General features: G+C 45.0%; 20 protein-coding genes. All 20 read left to right on the top strand.

Annotated features, from left to right (window positions below):
- Positions 1 to 261: 261 nt before the first annotated feature.
- The 20 genes from MHO32_RS02565 (at position 262) to MHO32_RS02470 (ending at position 18,273) form a co-directional block, all read left to right on the top strand.
- Positions 262 to 669 carry a YscW family type III secretion system pilotin gene (locus MHO32_RS02565; RefSeq protein ID WP_239210594.1) on the top strand — a complete coding sequence of 136 codons (408 nt, stop codon included), beginning with the start codon at positions 262 to 264 and terminating at the stop codon, positions 667 to 669.
- 583 nt (positions 670 to 1,252) lie between these two features.
- Positions 1,253 to 2,113 (top strand): helix-turn-helix transcriptional regulator, encoded by an 861-nt coding sequence (locus MHO32_RS02560; RefSeq protein WP_239210593.1) that lies wholly within the window; start codon positions 1,253 to 1,255, stop codon positions 2,111 to 2,113.
- Positions 2,114 to 2,256: 143 nt separating this feature from the next.
- Entirely contained in the window at positions 2,257 to 3,237 is a 981-nt protein-coding gene (locus MHO32_RS02555; RefSeq protein ID WP_005450278.1) for a T3SS regulon anti-activator ExsD domain-containing protein, read from the top strand.
- Between the two features lie 12 nt (positions 3,238 to 3,249).
- Positions 3,250 to 3,678, top strand: a complete 429-nt coding sequence (locus tag MHO32_RS02550; RefSeq protein WP_017188269.1) for a YscB family type III secretion system chaperone — start codon at positions 3,250 to 3,252, stop codon at positions 3,676 to 3,678.
- A gap of 65 nt (positions 3,679 to 3,743) precedes the next feature.
- Entirely contained in the window at positions 3,744 to 5,549 is a 1,806-nt protein-coding gene (gene sctC, locus MHO32_RS02545) for a type III secretion system outer membrane ring subunit SctC (protein ID WP_223295722.1), read from the top strand.
- A 5-nt stretch (positions 5,550 to 5,554) separates the two neighbouring features.
- The gene (sctD, locus tag MHO32_RS02540; protein ID WP_239210592.1) at positions 5,555 to 6,856 is read left to right on the top strand and encodes a type III secretion system inner membrane ring subunit SctD; all 1,302 of its coding nucleotides are present in this window, start codon (positions 5,555 to 5,557) and stop codon (positions 6,854 to 6,856) included.
- Positions 6,843 to 7,049, top strand: a complete 207-nt coding sequence (locus MHO32_RS02535) for an EscE/YscE/SsaE family type III secretion system needle protein co-chaperone (RefSeq protein ID WP_005450274.1) — start codon at positions 6,843 to 6,845, stop codon at positions 7,047 to 7,049. The genes sctD and MHO32_RS02535 overlap by 14 nt, the downstream gene beginning before the upstream one ends.
- A gap of 15 nt (positions 7,050 to 7,064) precedes the next feature.
- Positions 7,065 to 7,313: a type III secretion system needle filament subunit SctF gene (sctF, locus tag MHO32_RS02530; RefSeq protein ID WP_053052857.1), complete on the top strand. Its 249-nt coding sequence runs from the start codon at positions 7,065 to 7,067 to the stop codon at positions 7,311 to 7,313.
- A 3-nt stretch (positions 7,314 to 7,316) separates the two neighbouring features.
- Positions 7,317 to 7,673 carry a YscG family type III secretion system chaperone gene (locus MHO32_RS02525; RefSeq protein ID WP_005441753.1) on the top strand — a complete coding sequence of 119 codons (357 nt, stop codon included), beginning with the start codon at positions 7,317 to 7,319 and terminating at the stop codon, positions 7,671 to 7,673.
- Entirely contained in the window at positions 7,673 to 8,305 is a 633-nt protein-coding gene (locus tag MHO32_RS02520) for a YopR family T3SS polymerization control protein (RefSeq protein ID WP_009698264.1), read from the top strand. Before MHO32_RS02525 ends, MHO32_RS02520 begins: the two co-directional genes overlap by 1 nt.
- 8 nt (positions 8,306 to 8,313) lie before the next feature.
- On the top strand, positions 8,314 to 8,658 hold the full coding sequence (sctI, locus tag MHO32_RS02515) for a type III secretion system inner rod subunit SctI (RefSeq protein WP_005450269.1): 345 nt from the start codon (positions 8,314 to 8,316) through the stop codon (positions 8,656 to 8,658).
- 2 nt (positions 8,659 to 8,660) lie between these two features.
- The gene (gene sctJ, locus MHO32_RS02510) at positions 8,661 to 9,404 is read left to right on the top strand and encodes a type III secretion system inner membrane ring lipoprotein SctJ (RefSeq protein ID WP_005441767.1); all 744 of its coding nucleotides are present in this window, start codon (positions 8,661 to 8,663) and stop codon (positions 9,402 to 9,404) included.
- Positions 9,397 to 10,062 carry a SctK family type III secretion system sorting platform protein VscK gene (gene vscK / locus MHO32_RS02505; RefSeq protein ID WP_009698262.1) on the top strand — a complete coding sequence of 222 codons (666 nt, stop codon included), beginning with the start codon at positions 9,397 to 9,399 and terminating at the stop codon, positions 10,060 to 10,062. The genes sctJ and vscK overlap by 8 nt, the downstream gene beginning before the upstream one ends.
- A complete protein-coding gene (locus MHO32_RS02500; protein WP_005441770.1) occupies positions 10,041 to 10,676 on the top strand; it encodes an HrpE/YscL family type III secretion apparatus protein in 636 nt (211 codons plus the stop codon). Before vscK ends, MHO32_RS02500 begins: the two co-directional genes overlap by 22 nt.
- A gap of 224 nt (positions 10,677 to 10,900) precedes the next feature.
- Positions 10,901 to 11,296 carry a hypothetical protein gene (locus MHO32_RS02495; protein WP_005450263.1) on the top strand — a complete coding sequence of 132 codons (396 nt, stop codon included), beginning with the start codon at positions 10,901 to 10,903 and terminating at the stop codon, positions 11,294 to 11,296.
- A 3-nt stretch (positions 11,297 to 11,299) separates the two neighbouring features.
- Positions 11,300 to 14,191: an ADP-ribosyltransferase gene (locus MHO32_RS02490; RefSeq protein WP_049535756.1), complete on the top strand. Its 2,892-nt coding sequence runs from the start codon at positions 11,300 to 11,302 to the stop codon at positions 14,189 to 14,191.
- A 482-nt stretch (positions 14,192 to 14,673) separates the two neighbouring features.
- On the top strand, positions 14,674 to 15,114 hold the full coding sequence (locus MHO32_RS02485; RefSeq protein WP_050903570.1) for a type III secretion system chaperone: 441 nt from the start codon (positions 14,674 to 14,676) through the stop codon (positions 15,112 to 15,114).
- Positions 15,115 to 15,126: 12 nt separating this feature from the next.
- Positions 15,127 to 16,104: a hypothetical protein gene (locus tag MHO32_RS02480; protein ID WP_009698260.1), complete on the top strand. Its 978-nt coding sequence runs from the start codon at positions 15,127 to 15,129 to the stop codon at positions 16,102 to 16,104.
- Positions 16,105 to 16,324: 220 nt separating this feature from the next.
- Complete coding sequence (locus MHO32_RS02475) at positions 16,325 to 16,783, top strand: CesT family type III secretion system chaperone (RefSeq protein WP_017188265.1); 459 nt, start codon at positions 16,325 to 16,327, stop codon at positions 16,781 to 16,783.
- A gap of 11 nt (positions 16,784 to 16,794) precedes the next feature.
- The gene (locus MHO32_RS02470) at positions 16,795 to 18,273 is read left to right on the top strand and encodes a cation transporter (protein ID WP_045488059.1); all 1,479 of its coding nucleotides are present in this window, start codon (positions 16,795 to 16,797) and stop codon (positions 18,271 to 18,273) included.
- The last annotated feature ends 17 nt before the right edge of the window (positions 18,274 to 18,290 follow it).

Genomic DNA, 18,290 nt, shown 5'->3' with positions numbered 1-18,290 from the left:
AAACTTATCAACTATGTTGCTTATGTCTCAAGTGTTGTACCACTTACCTTTGCAGAAAGTTTGAGCATTTATTTGGAAGCAGTATCAACTATAAAATAAAGGCAATAAAAATTCCTTATCAAATAATAATGAGTCTTACTTTTGAGAATTTATATTGTCCGAATGGTGTATAAAATAATAGTTGATCTTTTATATATTTGTGTACCAAAATTGCGCCTGCTCATTTTTATTTAAAACATATTCAGTCAAATAGAATCCATAATGAAATGTAATACATATATTCCGATACTAAGTGCATTGCTTCTCAGCGCTTGTACTACCACAAATACGGTATCAGATGGGTTTTCTAATCATATTCAAGGAACGCTATTTGGTTGGATAACGTTTGATGATTACGTCGCTCCAGTGAGTACTTCTGTAAACGTCGAAGTATGTCAGGTTTCAGATAATCAATGCTTTACAGTTGTACAGCAAGACTATCAAGGGGTTCAGTTACCTGTTCAGTACTCGGTTGTTATTGCTCCAATACAAGCTGGAAATGGCGAAATGAAAGTGCGCGCTATATTGCGTTCTCAAGGTGAAATTATCGCAAAAAAAGAAGAGCAGTATATTTTTACGCAAGGCAGTGTACATAAGGACTTAAAGCTAGAAGCTTATAAGAATTACTAAAAAAGTAATCGTTTTCATTTATCTTTATTATTTTAAAAAATTAAGACAATTGAAAGTAATATCTCCAGACCTAGGTCTCTATTAATCAATCAACTTAGGTCATCGGGTCAGTTTGTCTTTATATGAATATCGGTTGCGCCCATCATAATTTTTATGGTTATATCCACCGCCTTGGATACGTTGGCTAGGTAGAATGGTTTAAAAATAAACAGCTCAAAGTTGTTAGAAATATCAATATAAATGAAGTGGACTTTAACATTAGTACTTTCATTTATTCTAATATAAAAAGAGTTTTTGCTGCTTTAGTATCACTAGTTATAAGTTGAACTTTAGCAAAAGCTTATTAATTCCCGAAAACAATACATAACAATATCGGGAAGGTTTCTTTGCCAAGATTATTTTGCTACCAAAGGTAGCGCTTGAGCTATTCGTTATTATTCGGGGGGGATGGGAGTGTTATGCGCTTCTATGCTCTTTTCTTTGCTTCTTTAATTGAAATTGTCCTGCGTTTGTCTTCGCACTGCGGGACTTTGACAGTTTCTCTGATGGGGATTAGAGAAATTAAAATTATGAAGGGTAGAAAATGGATGTGTTAGGCCAACTAAACACAGAAAGGGTCGACTCGCGCTTGCGAAAAATCAATAGTGCTTGCTGCTATGAAAAACACGATGAAGTATTTCATTCTAGTCAATCTCACATTGTTGTCGTTCACAATGGTCAACTGAGAGTCCAAACAGGGGATTGCACGCTAGACGTTGTTGCTGGTTGTGGAATTTATCTCTCTCAAGGGGATTACTTACTAGAATACACACCGATAGATGGTCAATATACGGCTTCTGTTATCGAGTTTGACAACGAACTGGTGAGTCAACTATTGCAAAAGCATAGTGATCTTTTGATGTCGTTGCCAAAGGTTGAGAATGTTCAGTCTGGATTATTCCCTTTTACTCTCAACTTATTGATAGAACAGACACTATCAGGGATGAAGACGCTAGAAGAGCAGTCTTTTCCTGATGCTATTATGCGCTTAAAGTATGAGGAAATGCTCATCTTATTGTTGCATGGGGACCAAGGTGAACACCTCTACGCGTTGTTATCACAACTGACAAACCGAACCTCAGACCGACTGCGTCGCTTTATGGAGCTTCATTATCTTAAAGAGTGGAAACTGACCGACTACGCCCAAGAATTTGGTGCGAGTTTGACTACGTTTAAAGAGCTCTTTAATGAATATTATGGTATTTCTCCTAGAGCGTGGATCAGTGAACGTCGTTTATTGCATGCTCACAAGCTATTGCTCACAAGCAAAATGAGCATCGTCGACGTTGCGATGGAAGCGGGGTTCTCAAGCCAATCTTACTTTACACAAAGTTATCGCCGCCGCTTCGGAACGACACCAAGTAAGGTTCGTTCTGGAGATGAACAAGTAGCAATTGCTAAGTGAAATGTCTGACGACTAAAATTTTCTGACTAATTTTGAAAGGCATTAACTGACGTAAACTCTATTATGCTCAGCGTAACAACGAACAAAACTATTACCTCTACTTCCTTCTGGATTGTTCGAAGTAGATGCGGAGAAGAACACAAATGAAAAAGCAGCATTGGCGACGCCGTTCGCTTTTTCCTAACAACATTGTGACGCAAAGGAAGGTCACTGTATTACAGCGAGGCGCACGATACGAAGGTTTATCCCAATCATCGCAAGAGCCCAACGTTGTTAATGTCAATCACCGACAGCTACTCAGTGAAGGCGTTCTGAGTTACGACCAATTGTCTTTACTCCAGCGCTTGCTTGATCGCAATGTCGTCGATTGTTTATGTGCTAGTCAGCTGATTAAGACATATCAAAAGCTTGGTACGTCTCTAGATCGATTTGCTATGCGCCTCTTTTTAGAGGTGGGGGGGCAACTCAGTGACAATCGTGCGTTGAGCACTTTTGAACAAAGACTGGATTACATTAATCACCGATTAGGTTACCGCTTCAATCTAGCGTCACCTAAGACGCTGATCCTTTCGATGTACTTGACTCTAAATGAGTGGGTTAATCAGCAGACGGATCAGACGGTGTTGCATGATTCCATCAAGCTTGAACAGTTAATCAATCAACTGAGTATTCAGAAAGAGTATTGGTTGAGGTTGTCTGGAGAAGAGAGCAGTGCGATTTTTGCAGAGCAACAACTGGAACTGATTAAGAGCCAGCAGAGTGAATTGCATGAGCAGCTAAGTGTTCTCAATGAGCAGCAAAACCAAGTGGTTGAATCTCATCGAGCATTGGTTGAAGAGTGGAAACCAACTCTAGAAAAACTCAAGGGCTTATCTGAGTACAGCAGAACGTCGGATAAGTTTATCTCTGAATGGAAAATATGGTGTAGCGAAGCGCGAGTACAAGCGCCTGAGCTAAACGATGTTTGGGATGCGTGTGATCTTGTATACAGCGACCTAAATGCCGTCGCGAAAATTTGGCAATGGTTTCAAGACATGCAAACCGTTGGCAGTGTAGATCATTACTACTTTGACATTCAGAGCAACCAGTGCGGTCAAGCTTGTAACCATCTCAGCCAGATTTAAATAGGGCTAAATATGTTAGATCAAATGATGAAATCTCTAGCGGCAACGCTAGGGGTTGGGGATTTTATTGCCTCAAATAATGGTTCCTATGACATCGAAGTCGACCAGATGCTGCTTAACATTCGGCAGCAATCATCATGGGTCTTGTGGGAAACCGTTCTCCCATTTCAGTTTGAACAGCACCTTGATTATCAAAAAGAACAGGCGCTAAAGCACTGTATGCAGCTCTCTTTGAAAACGTTGCGAGATACGCGCAGCACGTTAACGGTGAACGACAAAGCGCAGTTGATTGTGCAAGGCAAAATGAATATGGAAAGCGCAACGACAGAAGCGCTTTGTACGCAACTTTCTCAACACGTGAATTTGGTGGAGCAGTTCAGCGATTTGCTCGAGCACCAGCGTGTTAATCATACCGTTAGCCACAGTGTTTGGATTCCATAATGCTTGCAGTTTTAAAGACACAAATGCGCAGACTCGTGTTATCAGCGGTGTGTGCTTCAAGCTTGATGATGGCACTTCCTTCTCATGCTTCTGAGCTTAATTGGTCTGATCAACCGTTTCGTTACTACGCGGACAATGATTCGCTAAAAGAATTACTGAACAACTTTGGCGCAAACTACCGCGTTTCTGTATCGGTGAGCGATAAAGTAAATGACCGTGTCAGTGGTCGATTTACACCAGAAGACCCAGCCGAGTTTCTCGACTATTTGGCGCAAGTTTACAACTTGATGTGGTACTTCGATGGCGCGGTACTTCATGTATACAAAGCGACGGAAACTCGTTCGCGATTGCTACAGCTAGAACTGCTAACGGCTCGTGAACTGCGTAGCACGCTGATTTCAACCGGGATCTGGGACTCTCGTTACGGTTGGCGCGCAGCAGAAAATAAAGGTCTGGTTTACTTGGCTGGTCCTCCGAGGTACGTCGATCTGGTTGTGCAAACGGCAGAAGCGCTGGAAAGCCGACTGGTACAAAAATCTAACTCTACGGATGAATTGTTTGTTGACATTATTCCGTTGAAGTACGCCTCTGCGACGGATAGAGAGATCACTTATCGTGACCAAGGGGTGACGGTGCCAGGTATTGCTTCGGTATTGAGCCGAGTTCTATCCGGTGTTCAAACTCAAGTTAAGGTGGCGAATGAGAGCGACGAAGCAGGAGCGAGTAAGTCTGCGACAGTGACTAAAAAAGCTTCTGTCCATAGCGGCGCATCGGTGGAAGCTGAACCAGGGTTAAACGCGATCATTGTGCGCGATACCCAAGCTCGATTGCCGCTGTATCGCAAGTTGATTGCTCAGTTGGATCAGCCGCAGTCAAGAATCGAAGTGGCGCTTTCAATTGTTGATATCAGCGCGAACGATTTGAGTCAGCTTGGTGTTGACTGGCGAGCTGGTGTTGCGGTTGGTAACAACAGCATTCTGGATCTCAAAACAACGGGTGACGTCGGTGATGGCGATGTCGAGCTTGGCAGCGGACAAACCTTTAAGTCTTTGCTTGACGCAACGAACTTGAATTACCTATTGGCTCAAATCCGTTTGCTTGAATCTAGAGGCAGCGCGCAGGTGGTTTCAAGACCAACCTTGCTAACACAAGAAAACGTGGAAGCCGTACTCAATAACAGCAGCACCTTTTACGTCAAGTTGATCGGTAAAGAGACGGCAGCATTAGAGCAAGTGACGTACGGTACGTTATTGAAAATCGTGCCTCGTATCGTCGGCGATCGATTTGTGGAAAGACCAGAAATCAACCTGAGTCTGCACTTAGAAGATGGTGCGCAAATCTCTGATGGTGACATCGACGGTGTGCCTTCAATTCGCAAGACAGAAATCAGCACACTGGCGACAGTGAAACAGGGACAAAGCCTGCTCATCGGTGGTGTATACCGTGACGAAATCAGCAACAAGCTGCGAAAAGTCCCTTTGCTAGGAGACATTCCATACCTTGGTGCTTTGTTTAGAAGTACGGAAAACACCACAAGAAGAACGGTACGTATGTTCATTATCGAGCCAAGAATCGTTGTGGATGGTATTGGCGACAACGTTCTCATCGGCAATGAATATGATTTAAGACCAAAGATTGGCACGTTAAACAACATTTCAAACAACAGTGCAGACCTTAAATCAGCGCTTGCCTTGTACAGCTGTACGACTCAAGTGCAAGCCGAGCGTTACCAGCAAGATTTGTTGTCACAAGGAAAGTCATCGTTGCTAGCAGAATGCGAGCTTCCTACGGGACAAAAAGGATGGCGAGTACAAATTAAAGAGTGTAATGGCTCAGAGAATCATTGCGTTCGACCATTAGAGGAGCAGTAGCCTCAATGCAGCAATGGAAAATTCGTATCCTCTCCGGTGTCCATTCCGGAGTGGAAGTCACCTTACCCAATGATTCATTGGTATTAGGTAGTGATGATTTTACTGCAGATTTGGTGTTAACCGACTCTGGCATCAAAGCAAGTCACCTTGTTTTGGTTTGCGATGGCGAAACAGTTTTATTGCGCGATTGTGAAGAGGTCTCCATCAACAATGAGAGTGTCACCGTGGATGCTGGTGGCATTGAGCTGGCGCGAAACGCGCTGGTCTCTGTGGGTCGTTTAACCTTTGCAGTCGGTTATCTAGAAGACGATTTGGTTATCGATGTGGCAAGCGATGCATCAGACAAGCAAGCTGCCCCCGTCAGCCATAAACCATCGTCAGGTTGGAAGAGAACACTGCTCATTGGATTGATGTGTAGCTTGATTCCAAGCGTGATATTTGCAGGCGTTTGGTACAGTCAAATTCATGCCAGTGACAAAGACGCCATCACCGCAGCAGAACCGATTGTCTTGGTGCGCAACATTCTTAGCGAGCTCAAACTTGACGATGTTCGTGTTGAATGGAACGCAAGTGCTCGACAGGCGGTACTTGAAGGTTACGTCGAAGACAGAACACAGAAACTCCAACTACTGGGTCGGATTGATGCCTTAGGTATCAACTACAAAAGTGACCTGAGAACGATGGAAGAGATACGCCGTGGTGTGCGCTTTATCTTGCGCAACCTCGGTTATCACCAAGTCAAAGTCGAAAATGGTGATGAGACAGGCACGCTGCTGCTAACGGGCTATATCGATGACGCAAGTCGTTGGAGCCAAGTTGAGCAGATATTAGAACGCGATGTCCCTGGACTTGTTGCTTGGAAGGTCGAGCTACAAAGAGCGGGTGCGTACATGGATACGCTTAAAGAACTGTTAGAAAAAGCGGACCTCTTGAAGAAAGTTCAGCTTGTGACTAGCGGTGACCGCATCGAAGTTCGTGGTGAGCTTGATGACATTGAGACCACTCGATTTTATGGCGTAACGAGAGATTTCCGTGAGCAGTATGGCGAGAAACCTTATTTGGTTTTGAAGTCCATTCCTAAGGTAAGCAAAGGAACCAACATCGATTTTCCGTTTCGTAGCGTGAACTTTGGTCGAGTCCCTTACGTCATCCTCACAGACAATGTTCGTTACATGGTAGGTGCCCGCACTCCTCAAGGATATCGCATTTCTAGCGTTACTCCTGCAGGGATTGAACTCGTAAAAGGCGGGCGAGTGATCACTATTGATCTAGGGTACGAAGGTGAAAATACCAATGACAAATCTTGAGCAGTTATTACAAGGCGATTCAGGACAGCAAGAAAAAGAGGCGATCATCCTCAAGTTCAAGCAAGCGCAGTCAGCAGTAAAGCGTCAGCTCGATCTTGGTTGTTCACCACAAGAATATCAATTGCTACTCAAACAGCATGAGGCGTATCAAGCAGCCTTAACTGTAATTGAAACTTTCAAAGACAATAAATAAAAAGAGGCGATACCTATGTCATTTTATGATTCGAGTAAAAGTGTTTATCTCGACGACGTTAAGGCGAAACTAGAAGCACAAGCTAAAAAAGCGAACGAAGACGTAAACACGGCAATCAAAAACCTAGAAACGAACGCAGACGATCCGTCGAAGCTTGCAGAGCTGCAGCACACAATCAACAAATGGTCTGTGGTTTACAACATCAACGCGACCACAACTCGTGCAATCAAAGACGTGATGCAGTCGATTCTGCAGAAGGTGTAAGTTATGGATAAAGACATGCGTTTGCTGCTGGCTGAAACAGCGTTGATGGCAACCGGTCTGCATCGTCATGAAGAGGCAAATACCATCGCGGAATGCCTTGAGTCACAAGGTGGTGCAGAAGAAGTCGTCGCTATGATTCGTTCAATGAGTTTGATGAATCGTGGCTTGTACGAAGACGCTCATCGTCTACTTGAACCGCTTTGTATGACGTACCCAGACTTAATCAGTCTGGCAGCGTTAGCAGCAGGAAAAGCTGGGCTATCAAGCAAAGCGGAGTCTTGGCTAGATATGGCATCAAAAGGCAGTGAAGAAAACCAAGCCTTTGCCATGAGTTTCTCTAAGGACATCAGGAACCTTTAATGAAGGTTGAAAACAACGCATTCAACTACACGCTCGGTCATGTGCAGCAACCTTCTAGAGTTGATGCACATGATGCGAACAAGATGAGCCGGTTAATGAGTGATAGCTCATCAGATAAGAGCACATCGTCGACGCAAAAGAGCACGGACAGCGTCACACAAGCCGAAGCCAAAACAACGGCGATAAAGGAATGGTACGAGACGCTAAAACGTACTGGAAATTTCAGTGCTACCACGCTCAACAGTACGCTTGAAGGTGCGTTTTCCTCGCCTAGCGAGAAGAAAGAAGCGTTATGGTACGCCTTTAGTCAGGAGAGAAGTGCAAAGGGCACCGATAAAGCGTCACCAGAATTGTTGGCATCATTAGAGCAAGAGTTGTTGGGCAGTTTTTCGGGGCGCTTATTAGCGGAACCCCCAAAAGACCGCCAAGAGTTGAAAGCGTTGCTTTCTGAGCATTTCCCGCTTGGCGCGCAAAAAGAACAAGCGCTTTGGCACAGTTGGGCAGAGTTGAAAGACATCCCTGATCAAGCCCCAGTGTTGGACATGGTCCGAAAAGAGCTGAGCTTTGTTATACAAAAGAATGCCATGGTCAAGAACATGTTGACTTACAGCCACAAACTAGACCTCTCATAGGAACGGATATGATCAATACGCAGTACACAGAAGTAATGCAAACCAACCTCGAGCAAGTGCAAGACGCACAAGCTGAAGAGGGGCTTAGTGAGCGTTTCGAGCAAGCGATGCTAGCGCCGGAGGGAAACCACGGTTTAGAAGGTGGCTTGTTAGAAAACATTAGCGAACTGAAAAATACCATCGACAATGCAAAAACCAGTTTAACCGACAGCATGAAAATGGTCGGTGACGATCCCGCTCAACTTTTGCAGATGCAGTGGGCGTTGACTCGAATTACCTTTCAAGAAGAGCTGATTGCTAAGACGGTAGGTAAAACGACACAGAACGTAGAAACACTGTTGAAGGCCCAATAGTCATGATGAAGACAATGCGTGCCGCGTGCATGTTACTCGTTTTATTTTTAGTCGGTTGTCAGACGGAGCTATACACTGGAGTAAGCCAGAAAGAAGGTAATGAAATGCTGTCTATTCTGCTTTCTGAGGGCGTAGTGGCAACGAAAGAGCCAGATAAAGACAACACCGTTAAATTGATGGTCGATAACGCCCAGATTGCGTTTGCGGTTGATGCACTGAAACGTAAAGGTTATCCGAGAGAGCAATTTTCAACACTGAAAGAAGTGTTCCCGAAAGACGACCTGATCTCGTCTCCGCTTGCTGAAAGAGCGAGACTTATCTATGCGAAATCGCAAGAGCTGTCTTCAACCTTGTCACAGATTGATGGTGTGCTAGTGGCTCGCGTTCACGTTGTACTTGAAGATCAAAACCTTCGTCCAGGTGAGCGTCCGACGCCAGCATCGGCATCTGTGTTTATCAAACACGCAGCGGATGTCGCTCTGGATTCATACGTCCCTCAAATCAAGCTGTTGGTGAACAACAGTATCGAAGGGCTGAATTATGATCGTATTAGCGTGGTTATGGTGCCATCTTCAGAAGTTCGAGTGACGGCTCAGGGCAACCAATTTGAAAGTATTTTGTCGATTCAAGTAACCAAAGACACGGCAAGCCATTTGATTGCAATCCTCGTATTCTTAGTGCTACTCGTCATTGGTTCTAACGCGGCGACGTTTGCATGGTGCCGCAGGAATGCAAAACGTGGTTAATTCTGATACGCCGGTTTCTCAGATTCAGCATCAGTTTAACTATTGTCCTTGCAGCTATATTGATGAGAGCTGGGTAAGCGAAAAACAGCCTTGGTTGTTACGACTCCAAGGCTGGAGGGAGCAAGCGACAATCAATCAGTGGTGCATTGAAGAGTGGCAGCTATCGTCGATTACTGACCATGTCTTTAATCATCCATTTAACAGTTTGGCACTGTTGCCAGCCGAAGCGACCAACAGATTGTTGTTGATGATTGGCGGAGCAATGTATTGCGAATCGATGCGCCAAGTCGTATTGAAACAGCCTAAACAGTGTCTCAATCATGTTTTTGGTGTCGATGAAACCCGCTTTCTTATTCAGCAAGGACCAATGATGATTTCAAACTGGCCAAGCGGTTGGCAAAAATCGTTGCCGCCGACTTTAGATGAAGCCAGCTTTGAAAAGACTGCCCGTGAGCTCGGCTATCTATGGATAAGATTCCTATTGGCAAAATCGCCCTCTGAGCTCGTACAAAGATGGCAGTTCAAACTCGAACGTTCACTCACTCAAACGACACTCAATGCAGATTGGTTGGATGAAACGCATCGAGACCTTGCTTATCGACTTATAAAGAAAATCGCAAAACAGGTAATTCCTCAATGGTTTCATTTGTTGAAATAAAAACCGACAACTTACAGTTGGCTCCGGGTCTAAAAATTCTCAAAGCAAAAGATTATGTGAGTTACTTAGATTCGCAACATTTGGTTGAAGCAGCACATTCCAAAGCCGAGAGCATTGTTGCTAAAGCCGACGAAGCCTATGAGTTAGAAAGACAACGTGGTTATCAAGATGGTATCGATCAAGCGAAGATCGAGAACGCGGAAACCATGATGGCGACGCTAGCAAGATGTAATGAATACTACTTGCAGGTTGAACAGAAAATGACAGGTGTAGTACTGGATGCAGTCAGAAAGATCATCAGCAGCTTTGATGATGTGGATACAACTGCAAGTGTCGTAAGAGAAGCGCTTCAACTGGTTAGCAACCAAAAACAAGTGATCTTGCATGTGCACCCAGAGCAGGTGGCTGAGGTTCGAGAAAAGGTTTCTTCAATACTCAGTGACTTCCCTGAAGTTGGTTATGTTGAAGTGATCGCCGATGCGCGACTCAAAAATGGCGGATGTATCTTGGAAACGGAAGTCGGCATCATTGATGCCAGTATCGACGGACAGTTGCAAGCGCTCAAACAAGCGATTACCAAGCAGTTCAGCGAGCGCCAACAGGTACTTTCATAACGCCTATCTTTGAAACTTGAAAGCTCAGCGATGCTGGGCTTTTTTGCTTTCAGTGGCTGGCTATTTCTAGATTCAGCATCAATTTTCTCTCACTAGCATGCAAATGAAAGCGGCGAGCGCTAACTGATAAAAGCCGCCCTAAAAACTTCTGACCAAAAGTGATATATGGCGAATGCCCTTGCGCTTATCGTTTTGATTATTCAATACGAAAAGGGGTCCTCGCAATGAACAAAGAAGAAATCATAAACAACTGGCTATCCGACTTATCTGGTGGGCAATGGCAGCTTTTGAATGGTCAATGTAACTTGGTTGGCGAAGATGGTATGCATTACGCCACGATTTTCAATTATGAAAATCGCATGGTGGTCATGTTCCCTTTGTCACCAGCCAAACAGCCAGAAGGGGGCATATCGCCTTCCAAACTGCTGGCGCTTAATTCTCACCCTGATGTCGTCGGCATTGCGTCGTTCTCGTTAGCGGCAGACAACGCTACTGTTGTACTCAATTTTTCACTGCCGGATGACTCCGTGGTGAATAGTGACCTCAATGTCTTTTGGCAAAATGCGCTCAGTTTACGCAGTGCCTTGTTTGATGCGATCACTGAATCCACTGCGGGGTGATCGATGCAAACGACGATTCGCACAGACGGGGCGACAAGTACCGCGGCTTTACTGTCCTCGCAACAGACACCAAGAGCGGTTAATACCTCTTTAAGTCAGACCCCATCGGTCTCCGTTTCCCTAGTTGGTAATCAGCCGCCGCTGAACACGCAACCTGTCTCAATGCCGCCATTGCGTCAGGCTGTGGAGGAGTTTAACCATGCCATCATGCGTGCTGCACAGTATGAAGGCAGCATTGAAAATTTGGTCCGAGATAAGGTGAATGCGCAGTTTCCAACAACCTCTAACGCGGTGAAAAACCAGATAGTTGCTCAGTCGGTGGAGAAGATTGCAGAAGCCAACCAAGCATTTGAGTTTAACCATTTGGGCAATGACCTGCTGCAGAACCCTGCAGTTGAGTACATGTCTCAATCGTTTTTGCGTCGAATCCTAGAAAATGTAGCGATCGCTCAAGCGAAAGATCCTTCAGTGCCAGTAGCAAAGACAAATGAAGACGCAGGTATCGGTTTTCTGGACGGCTGGAGTGACGACGACGCTAAGTGGGCAGAGCAGCTCAACAGCGTACTCAATGACCCTAAAGCTAATGCTCGGGTACTGACTACATTAGCTTATAGTCATTTGAGGGTATTTCGTGATCCTTCGCGACTTAAGATGATGGGCGATGCCGTGAATCAGCCATTGCTGAATGCCAAGGAAGCGAATCAAAGGCTGAACATTTTCCACTCACATGGTGCAGGGGCAAAGCCCGAAATCTCGACTCCGACCACAACCCAACCCCACGGTTGGGCATGGCTTAAGTATGCCGATTGGAATACAAGTGAAGCGCTTGGCAACAAAACCGGCAATGACTTTATCGGCAGTCGTCAAAACGGCGACCCTCATAAAGGGACCGGATTCAAGTTTCAAGGAATGCAGGAGGCCATGAAGCCTGCGGCTTATCACAACGACGCCGTTGCTTTAAAAGAGCGTTCAGAGCATGAGTCCGGTTATGGTGGTTTCGTTATCAATGATAAAACCTTAACCACGATTGGTCAGGATGAGCCAACTTCAGTCAACTGGCGCCAACAGAACATGGATAAGAAATTACCTATGTTTGCTGGACCATCTAGTACCACCTCTTTTATGTACGAAGTGGCACGCCTTCTCAAAATGCCCGCTTCTGAAGCGCAAGCATTTCGAGCCTTGCTATTGGGGTGGATGATTCAGCCACGTGATCACAGTTTTACAGAGATCATGGGAGCACTGGATGCTTATGCGATGGAGCACAACGACCACGGCGCTGCGACGGTAGACAGTGATGGCATGATGGCGTGGCAAGCGCGCGAGACGGGCAATTGGCTTGGTGCTTACGAGGGGCTAGTGAGCCAAGACATCGACTTACCCGGAATGGAAGCCAAGACAATCACGCTAAATGGGCAAGAAATTCATTTACCTGCGATTGAACCGGTGAAAATGAGTGTTGAGGAGTTCGACCATTCTGTGACTCAAGGGAAAGGCTACCCATCACAATATGCTGGGAGTGAATATCTTGATGCACTGGCGCAGGCTGCTCAGAGTCATCAAGAGGCGGACGATACCTTTGGTCTGGCTTCTGAGAAAATTCTCTACGCTGCGCAAAATATGAACGACTTGAAGTTATACAATACCGAGCAGAGAACCATGCCGGAATTGCCTGAGCGAACACCGTCAGGACAGCCATTCATTGACGGTGTTAAAGCGGAAGCGTTAGGCAATTGGTTAGAGCGTCAGTCTCCTGAGCAATATCAACAGCTTCTCAGCAATGCTGCGTCTTTGTTGGCGGAATCTTCACAGGAAGGATCGCTGAGTAATGTTTTTCGTTACGGCGACCGTAATGACGTGTGGGATACTTTTCGTACGGTAGATAAGTCAAACATGCTTGATGCTCAGTTGGTGCTAAAAAACAAACCTGATCACCAAGATGCGTTGGCCTTTTTGCAAGATGTCGTGAGTAGCAAAGCTACGCCAGCTGAACGCCAACAAGCGGTATTAGAAGCCATTGGTGATGATGCGAATAACCAAGCGACATTGATTAACGTGATGCTGCTGGCGACGACTCGATTCTACACAGGGAATGGCGCGAATATTATCAACCCAGGCTACGGCGACTTTGCTCCGCCAAAGAACGAGAGTGAAATGGAGATTCGTCTTCAATCGTTCCTAAAACGTAACCAATACACCAGTTCTGCTGAGCGAGCGCAGGCGAAGAAAGAGTATCGCCAGACCGTGGATATGTTGCAGGCTGCGCTAGACTCTCCAATGTTTGAGCGATACTCCGGTAAAGTCTGGCATGGCTGTCACACTAGTGTCGCCGATGCGGCGTTAGAGAAAGGAACCGGTTTTCAGTTTCCTGGATTCATGAGTACAACGCGTGCTCCAGACGTGGCACAAAGTTACATGGCGAAAGGTGCGCTTTTAGTCATCAACCCTACGCCAGACATCGGGATGAATATTGAACCTATCAGCAAAGCTGAAGGTGAGAGAGAAATCTTGGTTCCTGCGGGGACGTCTTTTACTGTTGAACAAAGCTACACCTTACATCTCGAGAAAGGTTACCCGTCTTCAGCCAATACTATGATGAAAAAGCGAATCCACGATGCAGAAGTTGCGATGGGCCGCCGCCAACCTCATGTGACCATACGTGTGACGACGCCAGAGATGGAAAAAGCGGGTTTGAGTGGTAAAAGCGATCCAAAAGGAGAGGCGGAGCTTGCTGACTTGATTGATCATATCAAAAAAAATAGCTCGAACATGGAAGAGCAAACCAAAGTTGTGGTTTTGAGCCGAGAATCCAGTGCACCAAACGTCAGTGTGGCGAATGCGGATAAAGCGGCAACAGAAGCCTTTAAACCGATGTATTCTGGTGGCTTTGTTTAGCTAAGTCCTCATCTAATTAACGAAATCCATTCAACTTGAAGTATCTCAGTAGCTGTAACTTGCTTGAGATTGAAAGAGTAAAGCTGGGTATATGGTGAGATTCTTTGATTCTCACCATATACCCAAGTCATTCTCGCTGAACCTAGCGCCTTGAGGTTTCTTGGATATACCTTTCTATAAACGGCTTAAAACGAAAAAAAGCCGACCATATCTGGCATATTCTGTCGCTGTTATTGAGCACAATACTCCCATCAACTGACAATCTGTTCATCTTTAAAGGTTTTACTATTGCCTCATAAGAGCGGAACGTTTGCTCAAGAATACTTAATTTGGTTTTTGCAGTAATGGTTAGTTTAATAAAGTTAACCATAGTAATAAAAAATAAAACAAAAATGATGTGATAGATGTATTTTAAATTCGAGATTTTATATCTGGTTGTTAAATTAATACATCAATATCAAATATCAGGATAGTAGGTGAGTATGGATAAGGTGAATACCTTACTAATTGAACTTGGTAACACACTCGATATTGATCGAGTGACGGCATATGATAATCAAATGTGGGCTGTATATATGTCTGCAGGCAAAGAAGTTGAAGTTCAAAGCTTGGATGAGAGACAAGAACTGTTATTTTCAATCAAGGTTTGCCAAGGTGAAGAAGCATTTGAGCTTAAAAAACTGCAGACACTTTTAGAATATAACTTCTTATACCGCGAATCAGGTGGCGTGCAGTTCTGCATAAACCCAGAAAACCAAGAAGTACACATGCAAGTAAGCATGCCAATGACGTCAGAAGTGAGTCGAGTTTCGACCATGATTACTCAGCTTATGGAGCTTTGCCAGTTGTGGAATCAATATCTAACGACTCAGCATCAGTCGGCTGAACAACACGAAAAGCTGCACTCTTTCATCTCTGTTTAAAAGGTTATAGTCATGGTAAATATCAATACATCACATATGCACTCGCTCAGCGAGCTGACTGCACACCTATCTACGCAAAATCAATCAGACGACAAAGAAGTCCGAGCTCATGGTGGCAAGGATATCTTTGTTAAAGAAGGTGCGCCGAAAAACACAAGTGTAAGCGCTCGTATCAATCACCAAAACAAAGCGAAAGCGATTGTAGTGGGTTTATTGGTTAAGCAAGGTCTGCCGAAAGACGTCGCAAAAGCCATGATGCAAAACGTACTTAATGGTGAGAATAAGCTGACTCTTGGAAACCTTAAAGATTTAGAGCGACTATCGACAGGACCACGAGAGAACTGGCCGAGTGTTTCAAGCACTTCAAAGCCATCCAGCACGGGTAAAACAGACCCTGCAGATGCCCTGATCAGAAAGCACCAAGGCGCACTGCAAAAGCTGGGTGACTTTGCCTGTACTGACCTTAATACGTTCGGTGACAAGCGATCTGAGTTCTATCAATCGAAAGCGAAACCAAGATTAGAGGGGTTCTACGCCAACCCAGCGAGAGTTCAACAAGATAAAAAAGCAACCATGTCGGCAAACATGGTTCAAGTCGCAGCGCAAAGAGGCAATAGCCCTCAAATGGGCACACTGCAAAACATCGCGAAATCTGTTCAAGATGCTAAAGCCGGTTGCTGTACGACGTTTGCCTTTGCCGCCGCCTCTGAAATGATTCAAGGAATGCAAGGTGAAATGGATCAAAACACCAAGGTTGAAGTAGTGGCATTCAAGAAAGGACACTCAGGAACGCACTTGTATGTTCTGGTTGGTCGACAAGATGGTAGTGATATCAAAGACCCAAGTACATGGAATAAAGATGTGAAGATTGTAGACCCTTGGGCAGCATCAGCTTTTGGCGCAAGAATGTTTGGTGATATTGCTCATCCACCTGTTTCTAATATGTTCCCACCGTCTGAAGTTATTTTTGATAGCCATAAGCTAAATTAAAGATTTCATAATCGGTTGTTAATATTTAATCTCTTAAAAGAGCAGCATTTCGCTGCTCTTTTTTCATTCATTAAACTCAAAATTACTCATTGTTTATTTCTCATTTTTTGTGGCGCAAATCACGACAGTATCGTGAAACTAACAAAATAAAAGCCATTTTCGACATCGTAATTATGCCATTCGTTGTTTACTAGCAATAGTGAAACAGAAGGAATAAACGATGAATACATTACAAGTTCTATTGAAAGAGTTTTGCGAAATAAACGAGCTACCACCACTTTCTTTTTCTGAAGAAAATCGTTGCCAGTTATTGGTTGATGATCGTTACGTTATTTACTTTAGTGCGACAGAACAAAACGATCTTATTTTATCGGTGGCTTTTGGTGGGCTCGAAAAAAGCGGTGAACTGAGACTGAAAGGTCTCGAACTTCTCGCCCATGCTAATTATTTCGGTATTGCGGATGGGAGCTTAACGCTTTCACTTGCACCCAATGGTCGACAGTTGGTTCTTGCGGGGCGAAAGCCAATTGAGCATTTAAACGCAGCGAGCCTATCAACTTGGTTCCATGCCCTCAATGAGCAAACGCAACTCTGGCAGGCTCGATTTGCGATGCTAGACCAAGACCCAACCCAATTTATCAATCAAGAACAATCTCACGTTCAGACGCTTCGAGTTTAAGGAGTTCTCCCATGGTAAGTCCAACCAGCAAAATCAGTCAAAGCCCCGTTCCGAGCTTGGATCAATTCCGTTCTGTTGCGGCACAAAAAGATGATCGTGTGATCAGTAAGCGCGGTGAAGTCAAAGAGCCCTCGACCTTCCATAAAGGGCAAAAATTCGCAGCGGTGAGTGAAAACGTGCTGCGCTCGAAATATCAAAAGTACTTCCAAGAAAACATTAAGACTCACTTAGATTTAAAACAGGCGCTGTTAAAAGAAGAAAAACCAGAAACGGCATTATTGGCGTTCTCTCTTGTTAGCCCATCAGGTTATCGCGGCGAGCCTTTGACTGAGCGTAAGATCCTTGAAGTCGTCAGCCTATTGGAAGAAGTAAAGGTTGACGGAAGCGCTTATGAAAATCTAAAAGGCACGTTCGATTCGATCAGCAAAGACCCACGTTTACAAGTCAGTATCGAAAACCAATACCCAGGAAAGATGGATGGCTTTGGCGCTGAGTTACTTGAGATGGCGAAAGAGAAGATTAAAGGGACTGGTGTCAACGCAGCGATTAACTTGGCGCTACCGGGTGTTGGCTTGTTGGTTGCCACTGGGCGTGAATTGCATAAAGCCGCCGTCAATGGTGATGCAGAGGCATACCACCACCAATTGGATCAAATTGCCCAGTTACCCGGTCGCGACCAAAGGCTGGCACTGCCAATGCAGCAAGCGCTTGCACATGGGCACGCCACTCTGTCGGCAGAAGGTGCGATTGGTGCCACGTTAGGTATGGCAACAGGTAGCCTTGGAGCATTTGGTGTTACCTCCGTAGGTACCGCAGGTGTACTTCCTGTTGCAAAAGAAGCACTAGGCAGTGTGGCAGCATCGGGCTTAATCAGTGGCTCTGGTTTTGTTGCTGGTCAAGCTGGCTCTTACGGCTTGAACAACGAAGTTCAAGATCAACTTCGTCAAGAGCCGATGTCTGGCGTGTTACCACGTATTGAAGTGTCTAACAGCAAGGGTGACTTTACCTTCAGCATGCAAGATGCAGCATCAGTGCGCGCTTTAATGGCGTACTTAGGTCCAAAGGAAGACAAGTCTATGACATCGCCTCAAGCACCAAAAGAAGCGCAAGAAATGGAAGCTGCGCGTTTGACGCTTAAGAAGATGTTGGGCTCAGATGCTAGTGAGCATTTAGTACCAGATGTCGACCCTATACTTAAACTGAGTGTGGAAGATGCTCCAAGTCAAACTGAATCGGTGGCGAATGGTGCGTTTAAAAAACTGCTCAATGAAGATTGGGACTGGTTGATGCCAGCCGTCCGAGCCATTGATCAAGGTAAGGCACAAGACATCAATAAGACTTTGACCTACAAACTGCCTCTTGATGCAGCGAACGGACGCGTGTACTTGGATAAAAGCCCGAACCTTGATGATGGGCAACTTTCGGCGCTGGAAAAGCTAGGTTCGCCAAGCCAACTACGTTTGATGTACTTAGCAGAAGGTTGGATTTAACTGATTTGGCTTTAAAC

It is taken from the genome of Vibrio sp. MMH1-50, from assembly GCF_022347645.1.
Classification (GTDB): domain Bacteria; phylum Pseudomonadota; class Gammaproteobacteria; order Enterobacterales; family Vibrionaceae; genus Vibrio; species Vibrio harveyi.
This window is presented reverse-complemented; position numbering and strand designations above follow the sequence as displayed.